Source organism: Bartonella sp. MU70NMGDW (assembly GCF_042194085.1).
GTDB classification, from domain to species: domain Bacteria; phylum Pseudomonadota; class Alphaproteobacteria; order Rhizobiales; family Rhizobiaceae; genus Bartonella; species Bartonella grahamii.
Map to the genome: position 1 here is coordinate 1 of NZ_JBHIMK010000096.1, position 5,969 is coordinate 5,969.

A 5,969-nucleotide genomic window follows, 5' to 3' on the forward strand; every position below is an offset into this window, starting at 1 on the left:
AAAGTTTAGGACACAATTTAGGGACCCATTAAATTTGTACATGCAGTTCATTGTGCATTTTCAAAAATTTTAAAATCAACTTCTGTACGCAATTTTTTCCAACCTATGATGATAAATCGCGTACAAAGAAAAACACCGCTATCAATATATTTTTATGATTTAATTGTTGTCCTGCTTTTTTTCAGTTTCATTCCCCTTTTTGCCACTTTCACGAAGTTGCTTTGCAAGATTTCTATAATGCTCTTGAAAAAGTTCAATATCGGCTTGCATGACATTTTGACAACTCTTGGTTGCAAAAGCAGATCCTCCCATTTTATCGCATTTCTTTCCCCATTCTTGCATCAATTTTTTATCTTTCTTAAATTCCTCAACACTGTAGTTTTTTTCGTGAACCAACAGTAACAAGCCCCGTGCAAAGCAACAGCGCTGTTATAATGATCTTGTTCATGATTTAACCCCTCTCTTTGTTTTATATTTTATTAACAATATCTTTGGATTCACATCCCCTCCTATATTGTGACCTTGCGTCTAACTTTCCTTTGCAAATACGCACACTTGCAACGCAAACATGTTAAATCATGAAAACTGCTTTTATTTATCAGGCTTGCATTTGTAGCATTATCTGCACGGCTGCTCTTTGTATTTGAAGTATTTAAACTTCAGCAGTAATTTTGATATCTTGGCATTTTTCAAAAACCACTTCATCATGAGAAGTCGCACAAAATCTTATCAAAAATTCGTAATGCCTATATCCATTGCAAATTCCCTGCAAACGAAAGAATACACCTTTTAACCAACTGATTGCGCTCTTATCATTTCTTAAACCACCGGAAAAGAAAGAAAACTTTAAGTCCCCCTGCACTTTTTAAATGCCAATAGAAATGCTAAAAAAGCCTATTTCCTTGCGTACCATTACGACTGGCATTAACTATTTAAGACTATAAAATCATATAAATGTAAGAAATACTGTCTATAATATGCTCAATGACTTCTTGTGTTTATTAGGAATAAATTATAGCGTGCCAATATCAGTAAATTTTATGTATTTTTTTATCCCCCCTTTATAAACATGAATATAATTTAATAAAATGAATCGCTGCATAACAAAAAAAAAATAATCAACGCTACTCTTAATTACATTATTTACGCATGTATTAAGTAAAATAAACAAAAAAATAATCTGACGTTTAAAATCATTATCAAGACAATCTTTTTAGAAGAGTACACTTATCTATTCATCTAACAGATAAGATCACAAGAAGTATGATGATTATCACATTTATAGGGAAAATTTTGAAACGGAGAATTTTTCGCAAACGCATCGCTCTTTCATGAGATGATACAGAACCTTATGAAAAACAACTTAAATGAAGCAGCCCTCGTGAAAAAAGAAAGGCGCTTGTATTATTAACTTCGTATAAAAACAACCGATATCATCTCTAGAAAAAGCATTCAAACCAACGAAAACTTATTATCATATATCATTTTTTACACTTTTCCGTATTTTTGTGAAAGCAATTCGCGCACCTCATCGGCTATTTTAGTTCCACGACTTGCACAACTTACCTTAATCAATCGATGCAAACTTTCTGGTATATCAATCGTGAGGCGCTTCATACCTCCACTCATGCTCCCTTTGGGGCTCCCTACCCATGCATCCGCCGTTAAAGGAATTGATTTATTCGTTGGTTTCGTGCCGATTTTAATTTTTTTATTCATCGCGCTAACTCCTTGATTTCCGCTGCAACAGCTTCAATCTCTGCTGTTGCTGGTCCTTGCTTATCAACTTCATAAACCGCCTTCCCCTGTGCTGCTGCTTCTGCAAAAATCACGCGCTGCGCAACGCTAGAAGAAAGAACATGCACGGGGTATATGCCAAGAGCTTCGTTCACATCACGCCCTATCGCTGTATTGACTATTTTACGATTGATAACAAAAGCAGATTTAAGATTTTCTTTATAAACACGTGCTTCGTCAATCAGCTTTACAATTCCATCTGCTGCCCAAATATCATAGGGACTAGGCAAAACAGGTATAAGCACCAAATCCGAAGCCATAAGAGCACTACGAGCAAGATCAGTCACACGCGGAGGACCATCGATAATAATATGATCATAACCATGACCAATCTGTGTAATCTCTTTGTGAACCGTTGCACGTGGTAAACCAATAACCGAAAACAAAGGTGCATCTTCACGCGCAGCAGCCCAATCCAATGCGCTCCCCTGTGGATCAACGTCAATAAGCAATACCCGTGCACCGGTACGCGCAAAACTGGCCGCAAGATTAACACTCAACGTAGTTTTTCCTACGCCTCCCTTTTGATTCAAAAGTCCAATGATCATTTATTACGCCTTTCAGCATTATCGTTTTTACGATTATACAGAAAGTAATAAAAGAAGCAAGCATCCAATACGTGAAAAATAACCATTTCTCCTATTTTTAGGATAAAATGACAGCCCGCAATTTTGTCTTTATAATATTCTTTTAGCATGAGCAAAAACATTATGAAGATGATGCTCTTGAGAATAATAAAAATAAATTTAAACAAGAGACACGCTCTTCTTCCCCCACCCTAAAACGAAGATTCTTAAATCCATATCAATCTGTAAACAATGCTCTGTAAATGATCCAGCTTATTATCTCGCGCCTGCCTTTTGAGCTTCTCCCTTCATGCAGTCCACTTAATGCAACGCTACAAATGAACTCCACTCTGAATATACAACAAACTATAAGGAGCATTCGTTGTCTTGCACGTTGAATGAGAGAGCCGAAATCAGGAAGATTCTCTCATTTCATGCCCTCTTATATTAAATCAATCAAAATCATGTCTCTGTGTACGTTACAAGCGGGGCTGGCGTGTGGGTAAAACTGTACAAGAAAGGAAAAATGCTTCTTATGAATTGTCTCAAGAGCCAAAGACTCTAGTAACATTGGGGGCTGGCAAATATAAAAATGGTGCTGACTTCCTTCTTCATAAGCGTAAAGAGGGTGGTGATCCATGAATTTTATACTCTTTACGCTCAACAGGGCAAAATGGGCTTAAGAGAAATAAAGATACCTCTATAGCAAGCGTGTGAACAAGCAACACAATGGAATGTCTATGCTGGGTAAACACAATGGATCATCCATAAAAACCAAACAGCCGTCTTGCATAAAGTTGAATAACGAACATGTTGCGGAGTGAGATATGTTGCATCTTACAACTCATTTTCCCCAAATAGATTTTCTCGACAAAAAGAATATTTTTATTAAGATGCCATTGAAAAACTTACCTTCATTATGTTCTTTTATATACCAGACCAGAGGGTATCGTGAAGATCGTGCAATTGAGAATAAAAAATGAATTTACAACAAATTGAACCTGATATTTTTATCAGCGCCCAAATTAGCATAGAAAATATCAAAACATTGGCACAAGATGGTTTTAAAACAATTATCTGTAACCGCCCCGATCACGAGGAACTTCATCAACCTGACTTTTCTAGCATTAAAACGGTCGCAAATGAATATGGCATAAAAGCCTATCACATTCCCATTTCTCCTCCAACTGTAGAAAAGTCAGCTGTTGAAGCCATGCAAACAATTTTAAAAACAGCCCCCCTCCCTCTTCTTGCCTATTGCCATCACGGAGCACGCTCGCTGCATCTTTATCGTTTGGCACGTCTTTAAACATAGGTTTCATACACTTCCTCATCGCCTTAAAAGATGAAGAATCTTAAATACACATCGATCTGTAAAAATAATCTGTCAATAATCTTTGTCTTGCACTTTCCACTCAGGATTCCCACTTCATAAAGCTCTACAAGCAAACTTTGCTATTAAATATACAACAAGCATGCACACCTGAAGCCACAAAAATGCATGAAAATTCATATGATGATCAAGGAAATTTATTTTCACCTCACCTTTTATCACTGCTTCACCTTCTTTGTCTCTTCCTTTACCAGTACGAGCTCATTCATACGCCACAGACACCTAAAACAACAGTAAAACCACTAAGAAAACCCCCATATTCCGTATAAAAGGCATGCAGAATATTTTATAAAAAAGCTGTAAGCTATAATCTATGGTTAATTTCAACACATTGATTTATAACAATTAATTATTTTTCACGTTGAGTGAGAAACCCTAATACCGTAAGATTATCTCATTTTAAGTCTATTTATAGTGAATCAATCAAAAGCGTATTTCTTGTATGTCACAAGCAGGAAGAGTTCGTGTGAAATAAAACGAGTTAAGAAAAAATCCCTCTCATAAACGCTTTCAAATAGCCAAGGCTGTACAACACTGAAGGCTTGTCAATTAACGGATGATAACGGATTGCTATTTTATTAGGCATAAAGATGATAGCGCTCAACGGCGCTTGCAAGATACCATTCATGAGTGCCATCATGAAAATGGATATAGGAAGCGTTGAGAGATATTTGTTTAAAACAAGCGTGTAAATTAGCAACACAAGTATATTCCAGCATTTTATTTTACCTGTAGGACATGATAACCTATTCAAAGAACAAGAAAAGCCTGAAACTGTTATTTTCATGATTTAAGAGATATTGCTCTGAACACTTTTGAAAGTGGTAAAGCCGAATTTAAAAAAGACAGTTATCTGGACTGATTTCTCCTTTTATAACTTCATATTTTTCCCCAATAAGGCTGTAGACTGATTTCAGAGATTACCCAAACGAATATGGCAATAGGACTCTCCCCACCTAGTATACAAAAGCTGTAACAGCAGAGAGAGCAATAAAGCGCCTTAATCTTTGTCTCAAACATACTGCTCGCGTTGAGGACCGCTAAAGCAAAAGTTTTATGAGAAAAACAAAACCATAAAGTCATGAATAGAGCGAACATAGATTGGAAAGATGTCCCAACTTTTATCCAACACTTCTATTAAAAAACAACAAGACATAATTAGTTTTGCGTTTTCATATCCTTACAAGACTGCCTTCCCATTACATTATAGGCGTTATATTTGTGAAGGACAAAGAAGATATATGGACAGTTCTTTGTTTGAGAATCTGAAACATTTACGTATTACGACAACCAAATTGTGCCTTTATCAATCAAAAGCATTAAAAATTTTTGAAACAAGTACACCTGCTTTCTCGCAATGATTTCTTTTTATCTGCAATCAATCGCAGTCTCCTTAATGTGAATTTCCTGTCACAACATACGAGAGAAACGAGACTTAAAGCATTTTCTATCAGCTTCATTCTCGTTTACGTGATTGGTCAGCACAAAACAGCTGCTGACCACCGCTCTACTTCACAAGACTCAACAAACGAACCTTTTTTTAAATATTCATCATATGATACCAAATATCACATGCGTAAGGTTTTAGATAAACCCAATCCCATCATAAAAGATGATACGACATAATAAAGCAAATTAGAAAAAAGAGACCATAAATTTTTGAAATAAAAGAGTTATCGATTAAATTTTATCAAGCTATAAGCTTAAAATCGCAAGAAATTTTAAAAACAGCCTTTCTCCCCCTTCACGTCTATTATTGCCAAATAGGCTGGGGCTTATTCTTTACTGCATCTTTTATGATGGGTTTTAACCGATCAGAAAGAAACAAGCAGTAAACTTTTGAATGACAAGAAAAGCCATAAAATGAATTTTGAAAAAGATAATGCCAAAATCAGATATTCAGATATTCGATTCTTCCTCTCAACAACGGAAAAAACATATATTCCACGATGTTTTGGAATATATCTTTGTGATTATAATCACTTTAAGTGCTATTTTTACGGCTCTTCTCTCTTTTTCAGATAAGTTTAGGGCATATTTTTAAAAGTAAGCAGCCTATCCAACTTTGATAATGGTTGTGCTGTCTTTAGAATTTCTTTTGCTTTTTTTTCATCACGGTGCATTTGTGCAATCAAGGGTTCAAGCCCATCAAATTTTTCTTGTCCTCGCAAAAACTGCAAAAAAGAAACGGTACAGCTTTCCCCATAAAGGTC

The 5,969-nt window shown here is 35.7% G+C and carries 8 protein-coding genes; 3 read left to right on the forward strand and 5 right to left on the reverse strand.

Features of this window, described 5'->3' with window-relative positions; translation table 11 throughout:
* Positions 1-159 precede the first annotated feature (159 nt).
* The 3 genes from ACFIKE_RS07895 to parA all read right to left on the reverse strand — a co-directional run bounded on the left by ACFIKE_RS07895 (position 160) and on the right by parA (position 2,345).
* Entirely contained in the window at positions 160-396 is a 237-nt protein-coding gene (locus tag ACFIKE_RS07895; protein WP_375627161.1) for an EexN family lipoprotein, read from the reverse strand.
* Between the two features lie 1,092 nt (positions 397-1,488).
* A complete protein-coding gene (locus ACFIKE_RS07900; protein ID WP_015856697.1) occupies positions 1,489-1,719 on the reverse strand; it encodes a plasmid partition protein ParG in 231 nt (76 codons plus the stop codon).
* Positions 1,716-2,345 carry a ParA family partition ATPase gene (gene parA / locus ACFIKE_RS07905; RefSeq protein WP_015856698.1) on the reverse strand — a complete coding sequence of 210 codons (630 nt, stop codon included), beginning with the start codon at positions 2,343-2,345 and terminating at the stop codon, positions 1,716-1,718. Before parA ends, ACFIKE_RS07900 begins: the two co-directional genes overlap by 4 nt.
* Before the next feature lie 516 nt (positions 2,346-2,861).
* On the opposite strand from parA, the gene ACFIKE_RS07910 reads away from it, so the two are divergent.
* Both ACFIKE_RS07910 and ACFIKE_RS07915 read left to right on the forward strand, forming a co-directional pair.
* Entirely contained in the window at positions 2,862-3,005 is a 144-nt protein-coding gene (locus tag ACFIKE_RS07910) for a hypothetical protein (RefSeq protein WP_375649098.1), read from the forward strand.
* A gap of 337 nt (positions 3,006-3,342) precedes the next feature.
* On the forward strand, positions 3,343-3,672 hold the full coding sequence (locus ACFIKE_RS07915; protein WP_375649100.1) for a TIGR01244 family sulfur transferase: 330 nt from the start codon (positions 3,343-3,345) through the stop codon (positions 3,670-3,672).
* 662 nt (positions 3,673-4,334) lie between these two features.
* Here the strand turns inward: ACFIKE_RS07915 and ACFIKE_RS07920 are convergent.
* Positions 4,335-4,475, reverse strand: coding sequence for a hypothetical protein (locus tag ACFIKE_RS07920; protein ID WP_375649103.1), 141 nt, complete (start codon positions 4,473-4,475; stop codon positions 4,335-4,337).
* 610 nt (positions 4,476-5,085) lie between these two features.
* On the opposite strand from ACFIKE_RS07920, the gene ACFIKE_RS07925 reads away from it, so the two are divergent.
* Positions 5,086-5,382, forward strand: coding sequence for a hypothetical protein (locus ACFIKE_RS07925; RefSeq protein WP_375649105.1), 297 nt, complete (start codon positions 5,086-5,088; stop codon positions 5,380-5,382).
* 401 nt (positions 5,383-5,783) lie between these two features.
* Here ACFIKE_RS07925 and ACFIKE_RS07930 read toward each other — a convergent pair.
* A partial coding sequence (locus ACFIKE_RS07930; RefSeq protein ID WP_375649108.1) for a riboflavin kinase occupies positions 5,784-5,969 on the reverse strand: 186 nt, incomplete at its 5' end.

Excerpts from the sequence above, each read along its gene's own strand:
- ACFIKE_RS07920 (WP_375649103.1), bottom strand. The coding sequence starts at position 4,475 with ATGCTGGAATATACTTGTGTTGCTAATTTACACGCTTGTTTTAAACAA.
- ACFIKE_RS07915 (WP_375649100.1), top strand. The coding sequence starts at position 3,343 with ATGAATTTACAACAAATTGAACCTGATATTTTTATCAGCGCCCAAATT.
- ACFIKE_RS07900 (WP_015856697.1), bottom strand. The coding sequence starts at position 1,719 with ATGAATAAAAAAATTAAAATCGGCACGAAACCAACGAATAAATCAATT.
- parA (WP_015856698.1), bottom strand. The coding sequence starts at position 2,345 with ATGATCATTGGACTTTTGAATCAAAAGGGAGGCGTAGGAAAAACTACG.